This window comes from Bacteroides sp. 41_26, assembly GCF_949740115.1.
GTDB classification, from domain to species: domain Bacteria; phylum Bacteroidota; class Bacteroidia; order Bacteroidales; family Bacteroidaceae; genus Bacteroides; species Bacteroides nordii.
On the sequence record NZ_CATJGZ010000060.1, the window covers coordinates 1 to 23,657 of the forward strand.

General features: G+C 35.6%; 21 protein-coding genes and 1 pseudogene. 17 read left to right on the plus strand and 5 right to left on the minus strand.

The annotated features are described in order from the left end of the window. The 9 genes from QX565_RS06760 to QX565_RS06800 form a co-directional block, all read left to right on the plus strand. A partial coding sequence (locus QX565_RS06760) for a BfmA/BtgA family mobilization protein (RefSeq protein WP_289292060.1) occupies positions 1 to 547 on the plus strand: 547 nt, incomplete at its 5' end. Positions 548 to 551: 4 nt separating this feature from the next. Further along, a complete protein-coding gene (locus QX565_RS06765; RefSeq protein ID WP_289292061.1) occupies positions 552 to 1,499 on the plus strand; it encodes a DUF5712 family protein in 948 nt (315 codons plus the stop codon). 243 nt (positions 1,500 to 1,742) lie between these two features. Then, a complete protein-coding gene (locus tag QX565_RS06770) occupies positions 1,743 to 2,123 on the plus strand; it encodes a hypothetical protein (RefSeq protein WP_289292062.1) in 381 nt (126 codons plus the stop codon). Between the two features lie 36 nt (positions 2,124 to 2,159). Next, positions 2,160 to 3,551 carry a hypothetical protein gene (locus tag QX565_RS06775; protein ID WP_289292063.1) on the plus strand — a complete coding sequence of 464 codons (1,392 nt, stop codon included), beginning with the start codon at positions 2,160 to 2,162 and terminating at the stop codon, positions 3,549 to 3,551. Beyond that, a complete protein-coding gene (locus tag QX565_RS06780; RefSeq protein WP_289292064.1) occupies positions 3,506 to 4,171 on the plus strand; it encodes a chromosome partition protein MukE in 666 nt (221 codons plus the stop codon). Before QX565_RS06775 ends, QX565_RS06780 begins: the two co-directional genes overlap by 46 nt. Before the next feature lie 5 nt (positions 4,172 to 4,176). After that, positions 4,177 to 7,341: a hypothetical protein gene (locus tag QX565_RS06785; RefSeq protein WP_289292065.1), complete on the plus strand. Its 3,165-nt coding sequence runs from the start codon at positions 4,177 to 4,179 to the stop codon at positions 7,339 to 7,341. Continuing rightward, positions 7,338 to 8,279, plus strand: coding sequence for a Wadjet anti-phage system protein JetD domain-containing protein (locus QX565_RS06790; protein ID WP_289292067.1), 942 nt, complete (start codon positions 7,338 to 7,340; stop codon positions 8,277 to 8,279). The genes QX565_RS06785 and QX565_RS06790 overlap by 4 nt, the downstream gene beginning before the upstream one ends. Positions 8,280 to 8,285: 6 nt before the next feature. Continuing rightward, the gene (locus tag QX565_RS06795) at positions 8,286 to 10,271 is read left to right on the plus strand and encodes a tetratricopeptide repeat protein (protein ID WP_289292068.1); all 1,986 of its coding nucleotides are present in this window, start codon (positions 8,286 to 8,288) and stop codon (positions 10,269 to 10,271) included. Positions 10,272 to 11,061: 790 nt separating this feature from the next. After that, a complete protein-coding gene (locus QX565_RS06800; protein WP_289292070.1) occupies positions 11,062 to 12,273 on the plus strand; it encodes a site-specific integrase in 1,212 nt (403 codons plus the stop codon). A gap of 461 nt (positions 12,274 to 12,734) precedes the next feature. On the opposite strand, the gene QX565_RS06805 is transcribed toward QX565_RS06800, so the two are convergent. The 4 genes from QX565_RS06805 to QX565_RS06820 are packed head-to-tail and all read right to left on the minus strand — an operon-like array spanning position 12,735 to position 15,372. After that, a complete protein-coding gene (locus QX565_RS06805; protein ID WP_289292071.1) occupies positions 12,735 to 13,580 on the minus strand; it encodes an RteC domain-containing protein in 846 nt (281 codons plus the stop codon). Next, entirely contained in the window at positions 13,564 to 14,244 is a 681-nt protein-coding gene (locus QX565_RS06810) for an HAD family hydrolase (RefSeq protein ID WP_289292203.1), read from the minus strand. Before QX565_RS06810 ends, QX565_RS06805 begins: the two co-directional genes overlap by 17 nt. A gap of 4 nt (positions 14,245 to 14,248) precedes the next feature. Next, complete coding sequence (locus QX565_RS06815; protein ID WP_289292072.1) at positions 14,249 to 14,845, minus strand: sugar O-acetyltransferase; 597 nt, start codon at positions 14,843 to 14,845, stop codon at positions 14,249 to 14,251. A 17-nt stretch (positions 14,846 to 14,862) separates the two neighbouring features. Then, positions 14,863 to 15,372, minus strand: coding sequence for a nitroreductase family protein (locus QX565_RS06820; protein ID WP_289292073.1), 510 nt, complete (start codon positions 15,370 to 15,372; stop codon positions 14,863 to 14,865). A gap of 113 nt (positions 15,373 to 15,485) precedes the next feature. Here QX565_RS06820 and QX565_RS06825 point away from each other — a divergent pair, with 113 nt between their 5' ends. The 5 genes from QX565_RS06825 to tnpA all read left to right on the plus strand — a co-directional run bounded on the left by QX565_RS06825 (position 15,486) and on the right by tnpA (position 20,994). Then, positions 15,486 to 16,331 (plus strand): AraC family transcriptional regulator, encoded by an 846-nt coding sequence (locus QX565_RS06825; protein WP_289292074.1) that lies wholly within the window; start codon positions 15,486 to 15,488, stop codon positions 16,329 to 16,331. A gap of 154 nt (positions 16,332 to 16,485) precedes the next feature. Further along, complete coding sequence (locus QX565_RS06830) at positions 16,486 to 17,577, plus strand: PDDEXK nuclease domain-containing protein (protein ID WP_289292076.1); 1,092 nt, start codon at positions 16,486 to 16,488, stop codon at positions 17,575 to 17,577. Between the two features lie 11 nt (positions 17,578 to 17,588). After that, complete coding sequence (locus tag QX565_RS06835; protein WP_289292078.1) at positions 17,589 to 18,620, plus strand: SIR2 family protein; 1,032 nt, start codon at positions 17,589 to 17,591, stop codon at positions 18,618 to 18,620. Between the two features lie 13 nt (positions 18,621 to 18,633). After that, a complete protein-coding gene (locus QX565_RS06840; RefSeq protein WP_289292080.1) occupies positions 18,634 to 20,361 on the plus strand; it encodes an ATP-binding protein in 1,728 nt (575 codons plus the stop codon). Positions 20,362 to 20,700: 339 nt separating this feature from the next. Further along, positions 20,701 to 20,994, plus strand: a complete 294-nt coding sequence (gene tnpA / locus QX565_RS20635; RefSeq protein ID WP_407934694.1) for an IS66 family insertion sequence element accessory protein TnpA — start codon at positions 20,701 to 20,703, stop codon at positions 20,992 to 20,994. Here tnpA and QX565_RS06845 read toward each other — a convergent pair whose 3' ends face one another. Continuing rightward, positions 20,995 to 21,189, minus strand: coding sequence for a hypothetical protein (locus QX565_RS06845; RefSeq protein ID WP_289292211.1), 195 nt, complete (start codon positions 21,187 to 21,189; stop codon positions 20,995 to 20,997). Here QX565_RS06845 and tnpB point away from each other — a divergent pair. From tnpB to QX565_RS06860, 3 genes and pseudogenes are all read left to right on the plus strand, one after another. Continuing rightward, positions 21,100 to 21,384 carry an IS66 family insertion sequence element accessory protein TnpB gene (gene tnpB, locus QX565_RS06850; RefSeq protein ID WP_289292205.1) on the plus strand — a complete coding sequence of 95 codons (285 nt, stop codon included), beginning with the start codon at positions 21,100 to 21,102 and terminating at the stop codon, positions 21,382 to 21,384. The two genes, QX565_RS06845 and tnpB, sit on opposite strands and share 90 nt — an antisense overlap. A gap of 73 nt (positions 21,385 to 21,457) precedes the next feature. Further along, positions 21,458 to 23,030: pseudogene (gene tnpC / locus QX565_RS06855) on the plus strand (IS66 family transposase). 185 nt (positions 23,031 to 23,215) lie between these two features. Then, positions 23,216 to 23,386 carry a hypothetical protein gene (locus QX565_RS06860; protein WP_289292082.1) on the plus strand — a complete coding sequence of 57 codons (171 nt, stop codon included), beginning with the start codon at positions 23,216 to 23,218 and terminating at the stop codon, positions 23,384 to 23,386. The last annotated feature ends 271 nt before the right edge of the window (positions 23,387 to 23,657 follow it).

Below are 23,657 nucleotides of genomic sequence, written 5' to 3' on the forward strand. Positions count from 1 at the left end.
TTCCATAGACAAGGAAACGGCAGCTTTGGTAGAGAAGATATGCAAACGCTATTCACTGAAAAAGAGTGAAGTTGTAAAGTTAGCGTTCGGGTATATAGATAAGGCGCATATCAATCCATCCGAAGCACCGGAATCTGTAAAATCAGAATTAGCGAAAATAAATAAGAGACAGGATGATATTATACGTTTTATCCGTCACTATGAGGAAGAACAACTGAATCCCATGATACGGGCTACAAATTCTATCGCTTTGCGTTTTGATGCTATCGGAAAAACTTTGGAAACCCTTATTATCTCTCAACTGGAAGCCAGTCAAGAAAAACACACAGTCGTACTCAAAAAGTTAAGCGAACAATTCTGTAATCATGTCGATGTGATAAACAACCAATCGAAACAGATTAACGCACTCTATCAAATACACCAACGGGATTATAAAAAGTTACTTCACCTGATACAACTCTATTCGGAACTTTCTACTTGTGGTGTGATGGATAGCAAAAGGAAAGAGAATCTTAAGGCTGAAATCTGCAATCTGATAAACATATAGGATTATGCACATAGACCTTGCCCCACCATCCAACGGTACATATAGTAATGCTGGTAGTAGCCGACAACTAGCTAATTACATGGAACACGAAGATTTAGAACGGATGGAAAGGTGTGTATATACCGAAGGCTTTTTCAATCTGACAGATGATAACATCTATAAATCAAAGGTCATAAAAGATATAGATAGCAATATCGGGCAACTCCTAAAAACGGATGCAAAGTTTTATGCTATTCATGTCAGCCCATCCGAAAAGGAACTACAAGCGGTGGGAAACACGGAGCAGGAACAAGCCGAAGCCATGAAGCGCTATATCCGTGAAGTGTTCATTCCCGAATACGCCAAGAATTTCAACAAAGGACTATCGGCAGAGGATATTAAGTTTTACGGCAAAATCCATTTTTCCCGTGACCGTTCCGACAATCGTCTGAACATGCATTGCCATTTACTTGTAAGTCGTAAAGACCAATCGAACAAGGTCAAAATAAGCCCGCTTACCAACCATCGCAATACTAAGAAAGGCGTTATTGCAGGCGGGTTTGACCGTGCAGCCCTGTTTGAGAACGTAGAAAAGGGATTTGATAAATTGTTTGGCTACCATCGACAGCTATCCGAAAAGTTCGAGTATTGTAACACCATGAAGAACCGCCCTGTCATGGATAAACTACGGACGCAAGAGCGTGAACTGAACACCCATGAAATATTTTTTGTTGGCGAAAAGAAAAAGATTGTCGATGTAAAAACAGATAAAAATATAAAAATGATTTTAGATACTTCAATACAACAGCAAACCAGTTTAACAGTAAACCAATCAATACACCAACAAACAGATAAAAGCAACTTATCTTCTTTATTATCCATACTTCCATCGGTTACGGAGATCAAGCCAACGGATAAACAACAACTACTGAAACACAAGAAAAAGAAGAAACGAAGACTAAGATTAAGCTGATAAAATTAGACTTTTTTTGTGCTAAAAGTATTTCCCGTACAACTTCGTTTATTTCCCGCTCATGGCTTCCCTGCCCGTTTTGAAGGGCGGAAGGATTGTCTGAGAATAACTTTTAGCAGTTGAACGGCGCCGTAAAAGTGGTACATTGTGTTGTTACAATAACTTATCTTCAAAATTTGCAAGTGATCTTTTCTCTATTTCTGAATTAATTAGTATCTTTGGAAATATATAAAAGAAATGAATATGGATGCTATTGATTTCGAAAATCACGATGAGGTTATGAAGATATTTGACTGGTGCAAAAATAATAAACCCTTGGCCCCTGCAAGATTAGCAGAGCTGGTCCCAAATTTCGAAGAAAATGGTACTTGGCATCCGATTGTATTCAGGCTCATTAATGAATTTGGGAATATTCAAGACGTTTTAAATAACCTCGATGCTAATATGGGAACTTTTTCTTGGGTAGGTTCTATAGTGCCTTTATTAGAATCTCAGAAAGAAATATTCGTCCAGATTCAGAGTCATCCAATTGGAAATGTTTCACAGTGGGCGAATCTTCATTTGGAATATATTAACAAGCGTATTAAAGATGAGAAGAACAGAGATGAAGAAATATTTCTGTAATAAATACTGGGGGTGGAAATATAATCGAATAATGTAATGAGTCTTGATTTCAATGAATTATTTTCTGACTATGACTTCCTTATTCCTAACAGGATTGAGGGATATATTATCATTCGGTTGTGGCAGAAAATTAAATCCGGTGAAATTCAAGAAGAATTCTCTTATAACGACATAAAAAATATAGTCAATGAAGTAACTGCATTGACAAATGGAGCTACACCTCAAATAGAGAAAATATTAAAGGATTTACTTCATTACTTTATTAAGAAACCTCCTGAAACTGTTTCAAAATACTATCTTTCTGATTATGCTGAAAGGTTTATTCAACTTTTAGAAACTAAAATAGATAGCCCTTACAGAAATTTTCCTTTAAAAAAGAATTTTGAAAAATATTTCGCTATTGAATTTGAGGAAATTGAAGATTTTGAAGAATTAAACCGTTGGTTTAAACAAGGTTTTCACGATACTTCGAAGAGAGTTATTCTTGACCATATCGAAAGTTTGCAAGATGAAGTTGAAAGCTCTATCAAGAAGCTGAATGAGATTCTATACTCTGATGAATTACAGGCTATTGAAATGGTGCGGTTGTTCGTGAATGAGTTTAAAAATTTCGGACTTAAAGCAGAGCAAATAAGGGAAGCCCTTTTTCTCAAAGATGAAACTCTGAAAAACCTGAAAAAAGCTGCCGATTATTTTTATATAAAAATTCAGGAGACAAAGCATTATCAGTCTATAGAAGAAGAAAAAAGCTATCAAGAATTAGAGCATAAATGGAAAACAGCTAATCAGATAAAAGGTGAAGTTGCTGTTTTCTTCGATAATATTGATAAAAAGCTATCAAGAATCAACGATCAGATAGTTTTTGCCAGTTCAAAGTTAAAAGAATTGGAGGAAAATTTTCAATATCAATCGCTTTTCAAAATCAATCTGAAAAAATTACTTCAGATTGTGCTTCAAACTAGTAGTTATGACAGGAAGGACGGTATTGTGTTACACCAAAGATTTCCGATCAAGAGCCTCCCATTCCAGAAAATGCAATTCTTTTTCGTGCCCAGATATGAATTCAATGTAGAACCGGAAAGCATAGGCATTGTTCCCGAAAGTAACACGGATTATGAACAGGCAGAAAGAGCTAAGATTGAGAAAGAGTTGCAAATACAAGAGAAAATAGCTTTATGGATAGACACCTGTAATTCTAGGATTGAAAAAGAAAAGCAGCTAGACTATTCATCTGTATTTTATGAAATTCTGGATAATGAGCAAAACATTGAAATTCCACTTCAAGTTGGCTTCTCGCTTTTTCAGCAATATGCCAATAATAAAGATTTTGATGTTACTATTGATAAAATAATAGCAAACCCCAATAGAAATGATATTCTGACATGGAACATGAAAATACAACGCAAAAAAGTCCATACGCATTCTTAAGTAATCCTTCTGTTCAAAGGTACTTTGCAGACCTGAATTTAGATTTACTTCAGGGCAAGCATATCACGGCTGATGACTATTATAGTTACCAACTGCTAAGAGAGTATTACGAACCTGAATTGAAACAATATTACAAAGAATTGTACGAACTCATTTTAGAAAAAGCTACGTTTGACAACAGTACTTATTTTTACCTTGATTTCCCAGTAGACAGTAAAGGGAGGTTGAGCAATAGATATCGAGAACTTAGCGAACAGCAGGTAATTATAGGAATTATTTTGCTTAAGATGTATTACGATATGTATTTTAAATATCCCAAAGAATTGTTCTGGGAGGATATTAAAGAAGAAATAGAGCAAAGCGAACTTAAGGACTTATATAAAAAGTTATTTTTCGAAGAGGTAAGAGATTTCTATACAGATAAAGAATGGGAAAAGGTACAGGAGTTATTCCGTAGAACAATAAATAGTTTTACCCAATTAGGATGGATTAAAAAACTTTCAAAAGGTAAAGAAGATATACATTTCCAATTAAAAGAAAGTATCCACCGCTTTGCTGAATTATACAAATATGAGATTGAAGAGTTTCCTCAGTTTGTCTCAAAAATTAAACTCTTTTGAAAATCATGAACGAACCAAAAATATATTCAATATCTACAGTCGGTGTTTTGAAGCACTTCAACCAAGACTATCTTCTTCATCCTTTACGGACTGATTTTACAGGAGGAAATGGTGTTGGGAAATCAATCATTGCAGATTTAATCCAGATAATATTTATCTGTTACGAAAAATATATCAAATTTGGCACAGATGGTTTCACGAAAGAAAAGAGGGAAATCCGGAAACTTCCGTATAAAAACAACGAAGGCTATGCATTTCTGAATATCAAAATAAAGGAAGAGCAGTTTATCACATTAGGAGTAAATATACAATCACGGTCAGGTAAGAGAATTCGTCCTTTTTTGATTCTTTCAAAACCTGATATGAACTTATCACTTACAGACCTTGTATATGGAAGTAGTAAAATCCTCACATATAGAGATTTTTTGAATGAACAACATAAAATCCTGCCATTAGACGAATTGTCAAAGCGTTTAAAAGAAAAGCATCAGTTATTTCTGACCTACTTTCCCTTCAATGAAGATATTGAGAGATACCACTCTTTTCTGTTTGAAAAAGAAATCTTACCTATAAATCTTACCATTCCAGAGCAACTAAAAGCATTTGCCAAAGTAATACAATCTTTTTCCAGAGTGAGAGATTTAGGGCTTGATAAGGCGAACAGTCTGAAAGAGTTCTTGTTTGAAGATGATGATCAAGAGTATTTAGAAGAATATCTAAAGCACAAACAACAACTGGATAAACTACTGACTGACTTTAAAGATCTAAATTCCCATATAGATGATATTGAGCATAAACAAAAAGTGCTTAAACAACTTAATGGATTTGAAAAACAGATGAACGAGTCCAAGTTTAATTTCGACTTGAAAGAAATTGTGGAACTAGATAAGCAATATTCAGAGAGCCAAAACCAAGAACAAGAATTAAGTAAAAATTTAAGTTGCAAAGTAGATAGAAGAAAGTATTTAGAAAATAGAGAAAAGAAATTTAAACGGCTAATTCCTGCTGTCGAAAGTTATTATGAGGAAATTGAGTCCAATTATACTTTTTTGCTGCAATACGAGTCAAAATATAATAGTTGGAAGCGTTTTGATAGTGAAATCACCCAACTAAGAGGGATTCACTACAGTAATTTTTCAGAAGAAACAGTAAATAACTCTTCTCCCATAGACTTTAAACTAAAAACGACAAAAGAAATAATAGAGAAGGTCAACGCAGCCATTCCCTTGTTTGTACAATATGGACAGTTAAGTGATATTATCAGGAAACACCATGAGCAGGAAGAGAAACTCTCATCCTTAGCTCTCGAAACAGAAAATAAACTAAAACAATTAAATCGGATAATCAACCTGCTCATTGATAGAGGTACCAATAGCTTGTTCGGTCAGGTCATCCGTGAGAAGAAGATTCTTTCCTTGCATCAGGAATCAGTACTACTATCTCTTATTGATATATCCCTCGAAAAACCTGAAAAAGCCATTAAAGGTTTAAGGTATGCTCTTTCAACAAATATTCTTGATGAAAATAATTTTGAATTCGATAAGCAAAATAAGGGGATTTGGTTAAAATTAGGCGAATTAAGGGAATTTATTGAGCTGTCAAAAGACGAACGAATTTTTGAATCTGGTTCAGATTTTGAAAATATACTATCAAATAAAATAGATGAGTTGAACATTCAGGTTACAAAACTAAAACAGGAGAAAGAAGAATTAAACAAAATAAAAAAATTACAACCGTATGATAAGAGAATCATTAAAGATTATGATTTCGACATACGGCTGATAGAATATTCAGGGATAGAGAATCTTAAGCAGGTTGTCTGGATGATATGCAATAAGGAAGTAAAAATATCTCATTTATTATCTGAAAGTGCTCAGTTAAAATCAGACATAGACACAATCTTATCCCAAATTACAATTCCGGTAAACACACAAAATTTATTCGGATTGGTAAAACAGTATGAAGCAAAAAAGAAATTAGTCTCTATACGTAAAAATCGGTTACAAGATAAGAAAAACAAGGAATCCAATGAATTATCTCATTTAAATGGTGAACTCCCGCATCTTCAAAAAGAACTAAAAGAAAAACAAGAAGAAATAGCAAAACTTCTTAATTCATACAATTTAAAAAAAGGACAATTTGTTCAACAACATCCGGATGAAGACTTTAGTGCGTCAAATGATATTATTGAGACCAAAAGCCTTGATGAATTGGATACAGAATTCAATACAGCACAGGAAAATTATATAACCGAATACAAATCCATAGTAGGCCTTTTTAGAGAAACGCGAGAAGGAAAAAATCCACAAATCAATATTCAGGTAAATAATACACTCTATCAATTTAGAATACTCGAAGAAGTTTTACTGGGAGGAAAAATAAGATATTTGGATAATGTCAGTGATTATTTACGTGAGGCTAACGAGCAACGTCTTAGTATCGTTGAAAACATTCGGGAAAATATGATTAAGGTCTTTTCCAAAACATTACGTCGATATCAAGATTATGACACTATCGTCAAAAATCTCAATACATTTTTCATTGGTAAAAAAATTAGTGATACTTATTATCTAAACCTCAATTTTAAAGAATATGATGATATCAATATCGGCTGGATTGACGAATTACAGAAATCTGCCCGTTGGGTAAATAAACCAGGGGAACTTGAGTTCGGGCATTCTGTTCAGGAGTTTATAGAGGAATTGTTTAAAAAAATAACAGGTATCCGGAAAGCGATTGAATTTAAAGACCTGCTTAATCCGAAGACATACTTCGACTTAACAGTTAAACTTACGGATGAAGAAAAAAACGAAATACCCGGAAGCACCGGAGAAACGTACTCTGCCATTGTTTTGCTGGGTATAGCTCGTCTTTCAAAAGTACAGGAAAAAAGGCGAAATGGTCTGAGATTTATCATTTTAGAAGAATTAGCCAATCTGGATGATACTAATTTTAATGTTTTTCCCAAGATCGCTCGTGAATTTGACTACCAAATCCTCACAATGACCCCAAAACCGTATAATTCTGATTCAGAGGACGGCTGGTATTTGCATCATTTAATAAAAGGGAATAAAGATAATAATATTAATTATCCTGTTCCCGCAAGTTACTATAAAACAAGGGAGAATCGAATTGATTTGGAGAATTATCTGAAAGCGTTGGAAAGATGAAGTGGAATGTATTAAAAGATATGCAAGCTCTATATGAGTGTGGAAAAATTAAAATAAAACCATCATTTGTCGATGATCCGGATGTAGATCACTTAATAAATTCTACAAAAGAATTGTGTGTTTTAAGGAAAGAAATAATCATTCCAGAAAATTCAACTTTCAGGCAAACATATGATAAACTATATCGAGAAAAATTTGCCTTATATAGTTCATTCTTGAAAGATAATGGATTAGAAAAACCACAAACGAGGTTTGAACACACGGACATCGAACAATTAATTGAGATCAAAGCTCAAATGGATTCAGGTTCTTTGAAATCATTGCGAGAGCAAATCTTAAAAGCCAATGAAACAGTAAGAGGAGTATCATTCATGTTCTTTAAAAATGAAAAATACCTCGATGAAAAAAAGTCTCTTGTGGATGCTATTGAAAAAATATTGCAAGTCCCTGAATTACCGTCAGGAAAGGATAAACAATATTTATATGTAGTCCCGTGTAAATCTGCGAAGGCAATTTTATTGTGTGAAAATCTTTATTTCTTACGGATTCCCGATAGGGTAAAACAGTATAATGTGGAATTGTGGTTTGCAGGAGGTTATAACATCGGAATGTTAGAAAACGTAGATACTCGTAACTTATCTATTTATTACTTGTGTGACTGGGATTACGATGGTCTTAGGATTTTTGATTTGGTCAAGAAAAAGATTCCTCAAATTGAATTGCTATTCCCTAATGCAACACCTGTAAGCATCATTAAGTCAGAACATGATAGCCATTGGAAAAACTCGCATATACCACATGAGTTATCAAATTTGAATAAAGACTTGTTTGATTCTCCAGAAAGACAACTAATTGAGCTGTTAATTTCTAGTGATTCATGGATTGTAGAGGAATCAAACGATATCGCAGAATTGATTAAAACTAAAGTTAAACTGTAGCATACGATGGGAAAGCCGATACGACATAATAATCATATTCTTGAAACAGAGTCTAATAAATTTGTCAATAATCATATTCCAAATGAGTGGGTTATTGATAAACCAGATCATGATTATGGAATTGACTACAACATTAATATTGTCATAAATAACGAAGTAACAGGATTGAGCTTTTCTGTCCAGTTAAAAAGCATGATACGGGATCATCATTCTGATTTTGCAACAATTACATTAAAGCATTCAACGTTGTCCTTGTTTAATACTATGTTGATTCCCGTATTGTTAGTCGCTTATGTTCAAGAAGAAAAGGAGGCTTATTGGTGCTGGTATAATGATTTGGATATTGACTTAACTGTTCAACAGAAGACATTCACAATACAGGTTCCCAAGACTAATAAGTTGAGTGAACTTGATTGGACAAGAATAACTAAGTATGTTCAGCGTATTTTTAGCATTAAGACTCTAGTTGATGGCATTAAATCGCTTGAATATAGCGAAATTTCTAATTCTGAATTACTCGCATGGAGATATTATTATTCAAAGGAATATGAGAATGCTATTTTCTATTTTAAGAATCTGCTTCGTGATAATCCTAAGAATGTAACTGTTCTGGAAGGATTATCGCAAAGCCAATATGAAACTTTCAACTATAAAGAGGCTCTTTTTAATATTAATAAGGCAATTGAACTTTCCGGTAAACGGAATCTATACCTTACTAAAGCATGTATTTTAGCTGAAGATGGAACTCAAAACGGAATAAAGGGAAAAATCATCGAAGCCAGAAATATTTTCAAACAATTTATAGGATACGAATCAAATCAAGAGCATTATTATTATAACTATGCAAACACATTAAGTCGATTGGGGCAACATGAGGAAGCAATAAAGCATTATCAGGAATGTTTAAAAATAAATCCAAATCATGCAACTGCATGGAAGAATCTCGGTCAGGTTTATTGGGATATCCATGAACATGAGAAAGAAATCGAATGTTACAACAAAGCATTGGCAATAAACCCTAAATTGCCACAAGCTCTTTTCAGTAAAGGAGTTACTCTATCACGCATCTACAACCAGCATGAAGAAGGCTTAAAATTAATGTTAAAGGCTTTGGATTGTGAAGAGGAAATGATTCATAGTTTTGCTTATGGGTATTTGGGGATTGCGTATGCCTATGAGAAACTGAATAAAATAAAGGATTCATTGATATGGATAAATAAAGGCTTGGACATTTATCCAGAAGATATATATTATCTAAATTTCAAATCAAATTTACTTATTGAGCATTGGGGAGATGACAAAGAATTAAAAAAAGAAGCTATTCGCTTTTTTGAATTCCGACTCGAACTGGAAAACGATGCTAAAAGTCTATATGCCTTAATGACAATAAAGAATTTAGATGATGAGCAGGAGATTTTAAACTTAGTGAAAAAACATACCCCTATCCTGAAGGATATAACCTTAGATGCATTTCGAGAATGTAGAATAAAGATTAAGGAGCATCTTATTTTCTTGCTTCATTATGATAAATATCAAGATTTTAGAAAAGATTATCCCATTCACAGATACCTCGATCATTTGATTTCCGAACAACTTATAATTTCCACTGAGTTTTGGGAAATGCTCGATCTTATATTCGCAACCAGCTTTAGTAGTGCTATCTCTGAATATTTAAAAAATAAAAATTCAAGAATAATCGCACAAAAAATATTAGAAGCCTTAAAAGCCTCAACGAATGCAGTTAAAGCATTGATATCTCCAAATACAGACTATACACAGGAAGAAGCTATTTCTATTATGTCTCACATTTATTTGGGATTCCCCATAGTTATTGTACGTGAATTTGGGGTTCAATTAGGAATGATAACAGGTGCATTGGGATTACCCAAACCAGACGAAGCAGAAAATTTACCTCAGTCTTGGTACGAGGAATTTGGTGAATCGGTATTACTAACTATAAATAAACAACTCAAACTATTGAGAGAGGATTGATTTTTTGTTTGGCTCTGTTTGATTTTGCAAAGAGGTACATCTTCTTATGTATTGTCGACAAAAATACTCCTAATCTATCTCAATATTTTATTTCCAAACTGTACTACTATTGCTGTATAATAGAAATAAAAGCACTAATTGTTTCATATTTTCAGTCAAATAATGGATTAATTCAATATTCATTCTTACCTCTGCAATAACAATCGTATTAAATCATGAGCAAAATAACGAGAAATAATTCCGTGCTTAAGCATACAGATTTTCCAGTAAAAAATGATGATTATCAGTAGCAAAACGTATAGCATTCACTTTCTATTGACATTATATAAAATCGTTTTTATTTTTGTAAGTTCAAAAGAAATAATTTATCTTTGTACTTAGTATTCTCCATGAGCAAACTACCGCAAAAGCAAGTAGCAAATTAGTGGGATAATTCATGGGATATGCTTGAAGCTAAAAATATAAAGTTTTAAATATCAGCATGGTAACTCTGCAAGGAGAATCCCAGGCGGATCACTGAAAAACAAGTCAAAACAAGACTTAAAGAAGACAACTCCTACAATATCAAGGTATTGCAGGAGTTTTTTCTTTGTATAATGTCCGTGACCAAAGACACCAAAAGGTCACGAAAAGACACACTTCTATGACCAATTCGTGACCAATACAAAAGCATAGAAAAATAGGTCACGGAATGTCCCAAAATGGCTAACCTCTGTCCATATTTGTCTACCCTGCAAATATCTCATTTACAATCAATAAAATTAATTTTGCAACCAAAAAAAATGAGATTATGAGGACTACTTTCAAGCTCCTATTTTTCGTTAAGCGAAATGCAGCGAAGAAAAACGGTAATGCGCCAATTATCGCGCGTATCACCATCGACCAAATTGTGTCGCAGTTCAACACACAAATGGAAATAAACCCTGCCAACTGGAATGTCAGTACAGGAAAGGCTTCCGGCAGAAGTGCCGAAGCCGCAAGTATCAATTCAATGTTAGACAGTATCCGCAGTACAGTACACCAACATTACCATGCTCTATTGGAGCAAGACGGTTATGTGACCTCTGAACGGGTAAAAAAGGCCTTTTTAGGTAAGATTGAACGGGGTAAAACATTAATTGAGTTCTTTGAGATGCACAACGAGCAATATCTTCAAAAGGTAAAAATGAACACTACCGACAAAACCTACTCACGCTATGAACTGACAAAGAAACGTCTTATCGAGTTCATGAAGTTTAAGTATTCGGTTTCGGATATGCTTATCAAAGAGATAAATGTCGTGTTCATTGATAATTTCCTGTTGTACATCAAAAACTATCATGGATGCAGCCACAACACAGCGATGAAGTTTATACAGCGTTTCCGCACGATTATAAACTTTGCCAAGAACACAGGGTTGGTTACTGCTGATCCCTTCGGGAATTATAGGGTTAAGTTTGAGCAAACCGACAGGGATTATCTGACGATGGAAGAGATAACCACCATCTACAACAAGAAGTTTGCTTCTAAAAGGTTGGAACAGGTACGGGATTTATTTGTTTTCAGTTGCTATACGGCTCTCTCGTACATTGATGTATGCGAACTTACCCAAGAAAACATTCGCACTGCATTTGATGGCAATCTTTGGATTATGACCAAACGCCACAAAACCAATGTTGCATCTAACATTCGATTGCTTGATGTACCCAAAGCTATTCTTGAAAAGTATAAAGACCAGTTACCAAACGGGATGATTTTGCCAATTATAAGCAATCAAAAAGTCAATGAGTACTTGAAAGAAATTGCGTCTATTTGCTCTATAAATAAGAGCCTTACATTTCATGTTGCACGTCATTCGTGTGCGACTTCGGTACTGATAACCAATGGAGTACCGATTGAAACGGTATCTAAAATCTTAGGGCATACCAATATTAGAACTACTCAAATCTATGCACGAATTGCTGATGTAAAGGTCAGCAATGATATGGAATTATTGGTGCGTAAATTAGATATGGCTAAATGAATTTCAGGTGACTGAAATTGGTTATCGTCAGATAACAGCAAGGTGTGTTCAGAGCTGCTGAGATTTATCCCAGCAGCTCTGAACTCTTTTAGAAAAGCACTCCAAAGTCGTGTTTCCAATGAAAGAAAAATTACTCAAACAAACATCTTTTTCGCTCGTCGGGACGGGTGGTCCCGCCCCTTGCCGCTGGGCGTTCCCCGACCGATGAGTTTTTTTAGTGTAGTATTGAAATATTGTTTTCTTGAAATATTGATAGCTTGATTTCCTGACAACTTGTTTTCTTGATTGCAAGATGTCAAGATTGCAAGGCTGTATAAAAGCAGGACTGAAAAACAGACAGGTAGGCAGACATCATTCTATCTTTCGTGTATAGACAAAAAATATTTTCTCTTTTCAAAAGCCCAAGTAGTTTATGAGGACTTGCGAAAAGAGAAAATAATTAGTTGAACCTTACAAGGAGGTTAATTATCGCTTTCGTCCATCTTCCGAAGGAGTTTTTCTATTAAGCTGTTAAGGAAGGCTGTTCTATCCCTTTTGCGCTCCCTGATGGTGAGATAAGTACGGTAGTAATCACCTAAGTCTATTTTGAAAGATGCTTCTATATAGGTCATTATTTCCTTTATATCGGCATTTCCATTGTTCAGCACTCCGGCTGCATATATGGCATACCCCAATTCAATGGCAGCAATCTTTGTGCCTGTCCATCGAAATGGATTATCAAGAAGAGAAGCTCGACTAGTTTCTACTACTTCTATCCTTTCTACGTCTTGTAATCGCTGTTGCAGATAAATTTCCAGCATATCATAAGCCAACATCTTAGCTACTCTATGGTCACAACAGGTAGAAAACAAAGGATCTTTATCCAACAACCCACAATTATGGCACAACTTGTAGTTCTCATGTCCTCTAAAGAAATAGTATCGGTCTAAATGTGTCGCTTTGGAGCGATAATACTGGTAAAAATCAAGGTTATTATTACAGAAGTCTACGATTGCTGCCTGCTTCTTCTTGTAATGCTCCTTAACTACTTCTTTATTACCATTGGGTTTTCTTAATTCAAGCGTATAAATATCATTGTAATATATCAGCTTACTTAGAATTAATGGTTTGCTATTTTTAAAGAAGTCTATCTCTTCCTCATTATCCTGAAAGTTATATTTGTGTATATACTCTCTTAGTTCTTCAAACAATGGTCTGATGAAGTTTATCATATGCAAAGCTTTATCAGAAGACACATCACTATCCACACAAAAGACTTCTATCTCTGCACTAATTTTAGATATTATTCCATCAGAAAATTGTTTCATCTTTTTGCGTATTAGATTCACGTAAATAATCACTTAAGAATTCTTTTAAAGACTGAATAGAATAAAAGACCCTGTTTGGATTTCTTTCTTCCAAACCAACAGCTATCTTATCAGAAGTAGCCCATGCAGCAGATAAACAACACACACTATTTTTAACACATGCAGAAATATCAGAAACCGCATCACCTATATAGAGCATCTCACAAGGCTGTAATTTATACTTATACAACAAATGCCTAATAGCCTCAGATTTCGTATTTCTTTGAGGATTTCCTGTTAGTATTTGGTCGAAGCAGTTCTCCATACCAAATTTTCTTAGCGTAATATCACAGCTTCTTTCTCCTTTACCTGTAATCAGAGCAATAAAAATAGCTTTTGATTTCAAGTCCTCTATTAAATCCCTAATGCCACTAAAAGGCTGTGGGCAGATTTCATGTATCTTGCTATAAATAGCATAAAAGTCTTTGAGGGCACTTTCCCAGCTTTTACTACCCACCAATTGTTTTATCATGCCTTCCTCATTCAGACCAAAAGTCTGTTCAACTTCAGCATCCGACAACTCACGCATAATATAAGGCTCTACAGCTTTCTTGCAAGCCTGTATACACATAGGAACTGTATTACCTATTGTACCATCCAAATCAAATGCTATTAATCGAATCATCATGTTACTTTTCATTGACTGCACGTATCACTTTACAAGGATTTCCTACTGCTAAACTATTGGCTGGAATATTCTTTGTGACTACACTTCCTGCACCAATAACGCTTCCCCTACCGATAGTCACACCTGGCAAAATAATAACTCCGCCACCAATCCAACAACCATCCTCTATTGTCACAGGGAGAGCATAAGTATGACGGATGTATTCAAAACCATCCTCTGTTTCGGTAGGAGTTAGGCGCTCATTCAATTCAACAGGATGTGTTGCCGTATAAATTCGTACATCAGGAGCAATTAGCACATTGTTGCCAATGGTAATCTTGTTACAATCAATAAATGTACATCGCACATTAACAGTCACGTTATTACCTATATGAATATTGCGACCATAGTCACAAATAAAAGAAAATCCAACAGACACCTTAGTGCCAATACTACCAAATAACTTCTGTAGTATTGCATACTTATCTTCTTTTCTTTCGTAAGGTAAGGAGTTATACTTCATCAATAAACGATGCGACTTTTCCTTAAATTCAAGGAAGACCGGATCATGACAATCATACCATTCACCTGCCAAGCATTTTTCCAATTCTGTTTTCATGGGCACCTATTTTCAATTCATAAAAATGTAACGATTTCTTCAACAGGCTTTCTGGTAGAAGAAAGTTTAGGCAATTCATCCACATATCCTATTGATACAATGGCAACAGGATATTTTTCAAGAGATAACTGGAAATGAGATTTAAGCATTTCTACATCAAAGTTACACACCCAACAACTACCTAAACCAAGAGCTGTTGCAGCTAAACAAATATGTTCGGTTGCAATAGCGGCATCAATATCTGCATGATTCTTATTGTCTGACTTGCGTACCCATGCGGCAGAGCTATCTGCACATACAACAATGTAAACCGGGGCACAGGCAAACCATTCTCTATTGTAGCATTGTTGCACTTTCAAACGTTGTTCTTTACTCTTCACTATCAAAAAGTGCCACGGCTGATAATTAACGGCAGAAGGAGCAAAACGAGCACACTCTACAATCTTATTTAGTTTCTCTTGCTCTACTGCATCCGATTTATAACTTCTTGCAGAAAAGCGTTTTTTAATCAGTTCTAAAAACTCCATAATGTTATTGGTTTTATTATTCGGAGCAAAATTATACCATTTCCAGCACTATTATTAGGTATCATTTTGCGTTTTATCAGTATCTTTGCGTTTTACAAGTCTATATTTAAAATATGAGAAGAGAAAACTTACACCAGCCGTTTGAAATTAGTTTCAACGAGCTTGACGAGTCTCTGTTAAAAGAACATGACCACACTTTTTTTGAGTTAGTGTATGTTTTAACAGGAACAGGTATACAATGGATAAATAATAATAAGTTTGCTTATCATGACGGACACCTCTTCATGATCACTCCCGGAGACACCCATTCATTTGAAATTCATACAACAACAAAATTTATCAATATCAAATTTAACGACATATATATACACTCTGCTGTTTTTGGAGCAGATAATATAAAACGCTTAGAATTTATATTGCAACATGCTAATCATCAACCGGGATGTATTCTAAGAAATAAAACGGATAAATTGTTGGTAAAGCCAATGATTGAAGCTATTATTCGAGAATATGTAAATAGAAACATATACAGTAAGGAAATTATAACCCAATTGATTAATACCATAATTATTGTAGTCGCCCGTAATATTACCATGTTCTTACCTGAACAGGTAGATGAATGTACGGAAGAAAAGTCTTTAGATATTTTGCAATACATTCAGTCCAATATTTATCAGTCTGATAAAATTAAAACAAAAACAATAAGCCAGCATTTTGGTATCTCACCCAGCTATCTCGGGCGATACTTTAAGAAACATACTAATGAAACGATGCAGCAATATATATTAAATTACAAGATGAAATTAGTTGAAAATAGACTGCTACACAGTGAAATGAGAATTAGTGAGATTGTTTCAGAACTGGGGTTTACTGACGAAAGCCATTTAAACAAGCTGTTTAAGAAATATAGAGGATGTACCCCTACTCGCTTTAGAAAAGACGCTACTCTTTCTAAATGATAGAATCCAAATCCAAGAAAAAAGCAGTTATATGCGAATGTGTCTTAGAGAACATAGCCAATATAAATAGATTACAGACAGAATCTCGCTAAAAGAATGTATTTCAAAAACATACTATCATAAATTTATTTACTTTTGCAAAAAACATAGTTATATGCAAGATTATCCTATAAGCTCAATAGATAGCGAATATATAGAGTGGCTAAAAGCCATCAAGCAGCAAATTCGTTCTACCAAAATACGAATGATAAAAACAGCCAATACAGAGTTGATACACTTTTATTGGCAGTTGGGGCAAATGATCTCTCAAAAGCTGAAAGAACAGAATTGGGGTGACAAAGTAATAAATAAGCTTTCAGTAGACTTACGCAATGAATTTCCTGATATGCAAGGTTTTTCTCGTCAGAACCTATACTACAGTAAGAACTTCTATGAGTTCTACGCAGAGAAAATACACTTTTCATCCAATAATGTAATTGTCCCCCAGATTGAGGGACAATTACAAGTAGCTGATAACTATAGAATTATCTTCAATATACCTTGGGGACATCAAAAAGTGATAATTAGCAAAGCACAAAATATAGAAGAAGCATTATTTTATGCGCACCAAATCCTATCTAACGGTTGGAGTAGAAGCGTTTTAGAGAATCAGTTGAAGCAAAAATTCTATGAGCATTACGGACAAGGACAAACAAACTTCTCGCAGACCTTACCAGCCTTAACAGCAGATATGGCGCAGGAAGTAGTAAAAGACCCATATTGGTTTGATTTCGTGTCTGTATCTCAAAAAGCGCGGGAGCGAGATATAGAAAAGCAGCTTGTCATGCACATAACCCAGTTTCTTCTCGAACTGGGTAAAGGCTTTGCATTTGTAGGGGAGCAATACTGTTTGAGTCTGAACAATAAAGAATATTTTTGCGACCTATTGTTCTATCATATCCCGTTACGAGCTTATGTAGTTATAGAATTGAAGAATGGCAATTTCAAGCCGGAACATTTGGGACAGTTAAACTTCTATCAGAACCTAATCAATAACACACTAAGAGGAGAATATGACAATCCCACTATAGGAATGTTACTTTGCCGAGATAAAGATAGGATTGAAGTAGAATATGCATTGCAGAATATATCTTCACCGATTGGGGTTAGTGAGTTTAATGTAAAGGAGCTACTTCCTGATAATCTGAAAAGCAAATTGCCAACAATTGAAGAAGTTGAAGAAGAGCTAAATAAATTTGTAGAATAAGTTTAGACGTCATGATTAACAAGGAGAAATTATTTACTCAGATTCAGAATATTATAAATGCCAATCCCGTTATCGTTTTAGGTTCGGGAGCATCTATTTCATACAACATATCAAGTATGTGGGATTTAGCATTAGAACTCAAAACTTTTTTCAAAGCTAATCCATATTCTAATGAAGAATCTCAAGATTGTATCAATAAATTCATTGATAACTTAAATGCAGGTTTAGGCTTAGAAGAAGCTCTATTAAAAATCAAGGTTACAATGGAAGTTGAGCTAAAAATAGTAGAACTTGTTTGGAACAAAATAGTAAAGCAGGACAAGGAAATATATGAAAAAGTGAAGCAAGGCGAAGAAATAAATTTAGTATCTTTGTTTAATCACATTATATATGGTAGAGATTCTGCTATCCTTAATATTGTGTCTACCAATTATGATAAAATAGCGGAATATGCCGCCTCGCAAACTGATGCATTCTTAAATACAGGATTTTCACACAACCTAAGAGGTGTCTTTTTTACTGATCTGAACCCTAAGCTATATGCTAAATTGAAGCCTTATACAGGATGTATAAATATCTGGAAGGTACATGGATCATTAGATTGGTTTTATAGAAATGAAGATATTTTCTGTTTCCCTAATACCTATGATATACCTTTAGGATGTACACCATGCATTATTACACCTGGTACTAATAAGTATGAAAAGACTCAGAATGACCCTCATAGAAGCCTATTATCCATCGTTGATAATATATTTAATGAAGCTAGTGGCTTCTTATGTATTGGATATGGCTTTAATGATAGTCATGTACATCCTAAATTGATTAACCACTCAAAGAAAAAAAGAGTGCCAATACTTATAGTTACTAAAAAAGCAACAGATTCAATAAAAGAGTCAGTAATGAAGCAATGTAGCAATTATATTATTATTGAAGATGATAATCATAATGGTACTAATTTTTGGATATCTAATGAACCTGATGCTTTAAACATCCCAAATGAAATATATTGGACAACAGAAGGTTTGTGCAAAATAATTTAAAAACAACAATACGATGAAAGAGAAAACAATATTTAGTTATAATAAGAATGAAGCTATTGCTCTCATTAATAGTGTCGATACAGGTACTGCTACCGCTGTTGTTGAAAATGACAATAATTTGTCTACATTACAAATTAACCAACTAATAGCTATAGAAAGTCCTTTTTCAAGCCGTAACATAGTTGGAATGATTGTGAAAATTGCTAGAAAATCATCAACTAACAATGATGATGAAATGGAAGAATTTACTCCAGTAAACACAATCAAAATAGTATTTGTAGGCGAACTTCATGATAGACTTGGGACATTCTCTAATGTATTCAAACGTAATGTTACAGCATTACCTTACATCGATGCTAAGTGTTATAAAATCGATGGTGAAAAGTTATCCGAATTAATGAAAACAATTTCTGCCGAGATCGAAAAAGGAATTAACCCGTTAAACCTTGGAAAATATTCTATGGATGAAAACTCTGTAGCTTACCTTGATGGAGATAAATTTTTTCAAAGGCATGCGGCTATTGTTGGTTCTACAGGAAGTGGAAAATCATATTGTGTAGCAAAATTGGTTGAGCAAATATCTGATTTAGAAATGGCGAATGCAATATTATTTGATATACATGGAGAATATTCAAGTGAAAGTTTTTTAAAGTCTGGAATTAAGCAATACAAAATAGCCTCTCCAAATGACTTAATATCAAAAGAAAAATTATCGAATAATATTTTAATGGTTCCTTACTGGTTACTGAACTACGAAGAAATGCAAGCGTTACTTTTAGATCGTAGCGATATGAATGCTCCCAACCAAGCCATGCTTTTATCTAAACAAATTCTAACTCATAAAGAGAGTAACGTTGAGGGGACAATATATGCAAAACAAATAACATTAGATAGTCCTGTTCCATATGATTTGAAGGAAGTATTGCAAAAACTTCAAGAATTAGATGAAGAAAAAGTAGAAGGAAGTAGAGGAGAAAAAGCAGGTCCATACAATGGAAAACTAACAAGGTTTAATCAAAGATTGGCTAATAAATTAGAGGATAAACGATTGGGATTTATGTTTTCTCTAACATCTGAAGAAATGGATGTAGATTGGTTAAAGAATTTTTGCACAAAATTAATGGGAACGGATGATGGTACTGGGAAGGGAGTGAAAGTTATAGACTTTTCCGAGGTTCCCTCTGATATTTTACCTTTGGTTATTGGTTTAATGACAAGAATAATATTCTCTGTCCAGCAGTGGAGCGACAAAAGTTCCCGACATCCTGTTGCATTGTTATGCGATGAAGCTCACCTCTATGTTCAGCAATTAGATCATAGTGATTCAGTAGCTGAAATTGGATTAAAAAGTTTTGAACGCATAGCTAAAGAGGGAAGAAAATATGGAGTTGGGCTTGTCATCATTAGTCAAAGACCATCAGAAGTAAATCGAACTGTCCTAAGTCAATGTAATAACTTTATCAGTCTTCGGCTAACAAATGTAGAAGATCAAAGCGTAATAAAAAGACTATTACCAGATAATCTAGGTAACATTGCAGATAACTTATCATTGCTAGATATTGCAGAAGCCATTATTGTTGGTGATGCTACTCTACTCCCTTCTAGAATCAGAATTGATGAACCCTCTATTAAACCATCTAGCCAAACGATCAAATTTTGGCAGATATGGGGACAAACTGAAGGTTCTCAAAATCTATTATCTGCCATAGATAATATGATAAAACAATATAAAGCAGAATAAACTAATCTCTAAGGTTTTTCTAGGACAAGTGAATTTTAGGTGCAAGGTGCAAGCATATATGTATATATAGCTTGCACCTTGCACCTAAGTTGAAATATTAATAATCAAAGACTTGCATAATTTCAAAAGAATGTATACTTTTGAACCCAAGATATAAGCAGACAGACACCGGACAGAAGTGGACTATTTTTAAGGACTAAAACGTGACTGATGCAAAGCTTATAATTCCGAAAGCATTGATTTTTAGTAAGCATCCGATAAAGTACCCGTTTTCTCTGTCATATTTTCATTGCACCTTTGCCTTTGCAATATTGCATGAACTTCTAACATATTTTCATTATGACACAAGAACAATTTACCTCTTTACAGGAACTGCATCGTTTAAGCGGTCTGAGTCTTCTGAAATTTCTGCAACGTGAACATGTCAGTTACTCCACGTACAATTATTGGAAACGTAAATCTTCCAGTGTTCCCGATCACGAAACATCTGCTCCCCAATCATTCCTAGCTCCCATCAGCCTCAAGTCCCCCTGTATTGCTTCCTCCTCTTCCGTTTCCGGAATGACTCTGTTTTTCCTAATGGCGTCCGTGCCCATTTGGGTGCCGGTATGGAAGAGACCGCTTCCCGTTTGATTAACCAATACGCTTGTTGCCATGTTCTGCCTGAATGATACGATGCGGTATTTTCTCTGCCCCGGCAGGACTGATATGCGCAAAGGGATCAGTTCCCTCTGCGGTGTGGTACACGAGCGTATGGGCTGCAGTGTCAGGAACGGTGATGTATTCATCTTCATTGGCAGCAGCCGTAAGTTGATGAAGCTTCTCCATGCCGAGGATAGCGGTCTGGTGATGTACGTCAAGCGCCTTGAGGCCGGTCACTTCAAGGTTCCCGCATATGATGAGAAGTCACGCAGCTATCCGATGGAATGGCGCGATCTTGTCATTATGGTGGAAGGAATCCGGGAATCTCCCGGGCAGCGTTTGAGACGTCTGAGGGCGGAACGAAATGTATATACCGTATAAAAATAGATGTCGTATTTTTTGTCTGTCCGGGATATATTTTGTACATTTATAGTGTAATTAAAAGAAACGGATTATGACCCAGGAAGAGATGCTTTCACAGATGAACTCAATGCTGCAGTCCCTGCAGCAGGTGAACGCATCCCAGGTTGAGACCATCATCAGGCTTACCCGGCAGAATGAATCCTTACAGAATCGTCTCAATGAGCTGACGGCTCAAGTCGCATGGCTGAACCGCCAGCTTTTCGGTCACAAGTCGGAGAAACTCCCGTCTCTTGACTCCAACCAGCCTGACCTGTTCAGTGACTTTCTTCCTGATAATGCGGCTGAACTGGAAAAAGCGCGTGAAGTAGCGGTGCAGACAATCACAAAAGAAACGGGAACGGAATAACCGCAGGATAATGGAAGGTCTTCCCGTACTTGAAAGGGTAATTATCGAGCCGGAAGACATTGACCTGGAACTGTACAGGAAGATTGGTGAGGAAGTGACCCGTGTGGTGGAACATAAGCCCGGACAACTTTATATAAAGGAGATTGTACGGCCCAAATATGCCCTTAAAGACAACACTTCACTTCCACCGGTCGGCAGAAAAGGAGTGGAGATAGCCGCCATGCCGCTGTTGCCTATATACAAAGGAATAGCGGGACCTACACTTTTGGCGGAGATACTCCTGCAGAAATATGAGTATCATCTTCCCTTCTACCGCCAGGTGAAACAGTTGCATCACCTGGGCTTCAAGGCTAGTGAAAGTACCATAGACGGATGGTTCAAGCCTGCGGTTGAACTTCTCAAGCCACTTTACGAGGTACTCAGGCAGGAAATCATGAAATCCGACTACATACAGGGGGATGAAACGACCGTACCTGTACTGGACAAGGCAGGACATCAGACCAACAAGGAATACTTGTGGATGGTCAGGGCGGTAGTCGAACGACTGGTGCTTTTCCATTATGACAAAGGATCACGGTCAGGTACGGTGATAGGGCAACTGGCTAAAGACTTCAAGGGTTATTTCCAATGTGACGGCTTTGAGGGTTACGAATCGGCTTTCAAGGTCAACCCGAATGTGCGCCTTGTTAACTGCATGGCTCATATACGCAGGTATTTTGAGCAGGCACTTGCTGAAAACAGGCAGATGGCGGAACATGCCTTAAAAGAAATACAGCTTCTATATCGTATAGAACATGACTGTGACCAGAAGCAGCTTACAGAAAATGAACGAATGGGAAAACGTCAGAAACTTGCCGGACCTATTATGGATGCCTTGAAACTATGGATGGAAACAGAAGGGATAAAATACAGCCCAAACAGCCTGACCGGAAAGGCGATAACCTATGCCTATACCCGCTGGGAGAATATGATGAGGTATCTGCAGGATGGACGTATCCATATTGATAACAATCTGGCGGAAAATGCCATCCGACCAATCACATTGGGTAGAAAGAACTACTTGTTCTGTGGAGACCATCAGGCGGCCGTCAGCATGAGTGTCGTCTGTTCGTTGCTGGCGACGTGCAAAGCGCATAAAGTAAATCCGCGCACGTATCTGAATGATGTTATAGCAAGAATGCCATATATGCAGAAGGCAAATTATGAGGAACTGCTACAAATGTTGCCACACAAATGGAAAGAAATGAATAAAGAATGATGGAGATACAACTATAATGGCTGCTTACCTTGAAAGGAGATACAGCCATTTTTTATAGTGTACTTTATCGGATGCTTACGTATATAAGGTGGTAACACCATCAAAAAAACGAAAAAAAGCGATACACTTGGAGACAAAAAGCCCCTTTTGGACGTTTTTTGTATTACCGTAGCTGTGTTACCATTATGAATAAGTACGTAAGATTATTCTTCAACCAGAAGAAAAAAGCCACATCAACAATGGCAGGAGCCATTGAAATAGTTGTTTGCCTACAACGAGAACGCTATTATTTTCATTCAAGGCATAATGTCACCATCGACCAATGGTGTCACTTTGATTTCCGTGAAAAATTATGAACATAGAGTCGATGTGACTTCAATCAACGATGGCGTTTACATAGCTGCAATACTTACGACAAACGGTGTTGTCTATCGTAAATTCCTCAAAAAAGGATACTGATCACTCCTAAATATAAAAGCCTTTATACAACAACTTCAAAGTCCACAACTTTGAGACTATTGTTATTTTTCATCGTGCAAATTGAACGCATAATAACCAAATATATTGTTCATATATTGATTTAGACATGAATTGAAAAACAAAGAGTCTAACCACTTCTAAGCAAAA

Coding starts and splice junctions, on each gene's coding strand:
- QX565_RS06810 (WP_289292203.1), bottom strand. CDS start 14,244: ATGATTCGATTAATAGCATTTGATTTGGATGGTACAATAGGTAATACA.
- QX565_RS06830 (WP_289292076.1), top strand. CDS start 16,486: ATGCAAGATTATCCTATAAGCTCAATAGATAGCGAATATATAGAGTGG.
- QX565_RS06840 (WP_289292080.1), top strand. CDS start 18,634: ATGAAAGAGAAAACAATATTTAGTTATAATAAGAATGAAGCTATTGCT.
- QX565_RS06845 (WP_289292211.1), bottom strand. CDS start 21,189: ATGGAGAAGCTTCATCAACTTACGGCTGCTGCCAATGAAGATGAATAC.
- QX565_RS06805 (WP_289292071.1), bottom strand. CDS start 13,580: ATGAAACAATTTTCTGATGGAATAATATCTAAAATTAGTGCAGAGATA.
- tnpA (WP_407934694.1), top strand. CDS start 20,701: ATGACACAAGAACAATTTACCTCTTTACAGGAACTGCATCGTTTAAGC.
- QX565_RS06815 (WP_289292072.1), bottom strand. CDS start 14,845: ATGAAAACAGAATTGGAAAAATGCTTGGCAGGTGAATGGTATGATTGT.
- QX565_RS06795 (WP_289292068.1), top strand. CDS start 8,286: ATGGGAAAGCCGATACGACATAATAATCATATTCTTGAAACAGAGTCT.
- QX565_RS06835 (WP_289292078.1), top strand. CDS start 17,589: ATGATTAACAAGGAGAAATTATTTACTCAGATTCAGAATATTATAAAT.
- QX565_RS06820 (WP_289292073.1), bottom strand. CDS start 15,372: ATGGAGTTTTTAGAACTGATTAAAAAACGCTTTTCTGCAAGAAGTTAT.
- QX565_RS06860 (WP_289292082.1), top strand. CDS start 23,216: ATGAATAAGTACGTAAGATTATTCTTCAACCAGAAGAAAAAAGCCACA.
- QX565_RS06770 (WP_289292062.1), top strand. CDS start 1,743: ATGGATGCTATTGATTTCGAAAATCACGATGAGGTTATGAAGATATTT.
- QX565_RS06825 (WP_289292074.1), top strand. CDS start 15,486: ATGAGAAGAGAAAACTTACACCAGCCGTTTGAAATTAGTTTCAACGAG.
- QX565_RS06765 (WP_289292061.1), top strand. CDS start 552: ATGCACATAGACCTTGCCCCACCATCCAACGGTACATATAGTAATGCT.
- QX565_RS06775 (WP_289292063.1), top strand. CDS start 2,160: ATGAGTCTTGATTTCAATGAATTATTTTCTGACTATGACTTCCTTATT.
- QX565_RS06785 (WP_289292065.1), top strand. CDS start 4,177: ATGAACGAACCAAAAATATATTCAATATCTACAGTCGGTGTTTTGAAG.
- QX565_RS06790 (WP_289292067.1), top strand. CDS start 7,338: ATGAAGTGGAATGTATTAAAAGATATGCAAGCTCTATATGAGTGTGGA.
- QX565_RS06780 (WP_289292064.1), top strand. CDS start 3,506: ATGGAACATGAAAATACAACGCAAAAAAGTCCATACGCATTCTTAAGT.
- QX565_RS06800 (WP_289292070.1), top strand. CDS start 11,062: ATGAGGACTACTTTCAAGCTCCTATTTTTCGTTAAGCGAAATGCAGCG.